This window comes from Vibrio fluminensis, from assembly GCF_015278125.1.
Taxonomy (GTDB): Bacteria; Pseudomonadota; Gammaproteobacteria; order Enterobacterales; family Vibrionaceae; genus Vibrio; species Vibrio fluminensis.
The window spans coordinates 1-1,359 of sequence record NZ_JADILO010000067.1; the positions used below are offsets into that span (position 1 = coordinate 1).

The window sequence follows — 1,359 nt, forward strand, 5'->3', positions numbered from 1 at the left end:
AACGAAGTGGAATGTGAAGCCGCTAAGGAATATGAGGTTGAGGTCACGACAACCACTACGACGAAGAAACGTGGTAAGCGCAAGCCACTTCCAAAGACCTTGCCTCGTGAGGTTATCGAGCTCGACTTAGACGACCATGAAAAGCAGTGCGCTTGCTGCAAGCATGGTCTTCATAAAATCGGTGAAGACCGCAGTGAAAAACTAGAGTTCTCACCAGCGGTACTCAAAGTGCTGGAATATGTTCGTCCTAAGTATGCTTGTCGTCAGTGCGAGCAAACTGAAGGCAACAATCTCATCGTTCAAAAGCCAGCACCACAAAGCATTATCCCGAAGAGCTTCGCAACAGAAAGCTTACTGACCAATATCATCCTTGGTAAATACCAATACGCAATGCYACTTTACCGCCAAGAGTCGCTGTTTACCCAATCGGGTATCGAACTATCACGAACCACCATGGCAAGGTGGGTTATCCAAGTCAGTGAGAAGTTCGTCCCGCTTTATAAGGTCTTGAAAGCGCACCTACTCGAGCAAGTGGTGGTTCAGGCGGATGAAACACCGCTCAATGTCCTCAAGGAAGACAAACAGTGCTATATGTGGCTTTACTGCTCGGGCGCAGAYTCGCCAGATGCCGCACTCCCCAAYGTGAAAAATATCGCCTTGTACGACTATCAAAACAGTCGCGCGAGGGCGTGCCCTGTTGCCTTTTTAGGGGATTATAATGGTTATCTTCAGACCGATGGCTATGGTGCCTATGACGGCCTTCACCAAGTCACCAATGTTGGTTGCATGGCGCATGCACGGCGTAAGTTCATGGATGCTAAAAAGGTTCAAGGCAAAGGTAAGTCAGGCAAAGCTGATAAAGCGCTGGCCAAAATCCAGAAACTCTATGGGATAGAATCACGATTAAAAGGTGCGTCTGTCGAGACACGAAAAGCAGAACGTCAAYTGTATGCCAAGCCAATACTTGATGAGTTGTACGAGTGGATGACAACTCAACAAGTGATAGCGTCTAGCCCGCTAGGCAAAGCGATAAAATACACGCTTGGACAATGGCCGAAGCTGATCCGCTATATCGATGATGGCCACTTATCGATAGACAATAACCGTGCTGAACGCGCAATTAAACCGCTGGTCATTGGCAGGAAGAACTGGCTCTTCTCGAGCACACCAAATGGTGCTGCGGCGAGCGCGATGCTTTACAGCATCGTGGAAACAGCCAAAGCAAACGGGCTTATCCTCTACGACTACATGGTCAAGTGCATGAAAGAGCTAGCGCAAACTGAGCCAGATATCGATGCACTCCTACCCTGGAACTTTAAACATTAGTAATATCGCCCCGTGGGCTCATGGGGCGCTTAC

1 protein-coding gene is annotated in these 1,359 nt (G+C 48.7%); it reads left to right on the forward strand.

All coding sequences use genetic code 11. The features are described 5' to 3' along the window. Window positions 1-1,326, forward strand: a 1,326-nt coding sequence (gene tnpC / locus IRQ95_RS21850; protein ID WP_194439896.1) for an IS66 family transposase, incomplete at its 5' end; no start/stop codon positions are given. Between the last annotated feature and the right edge of the window lie 33 nt (window positions 1,327-1,359).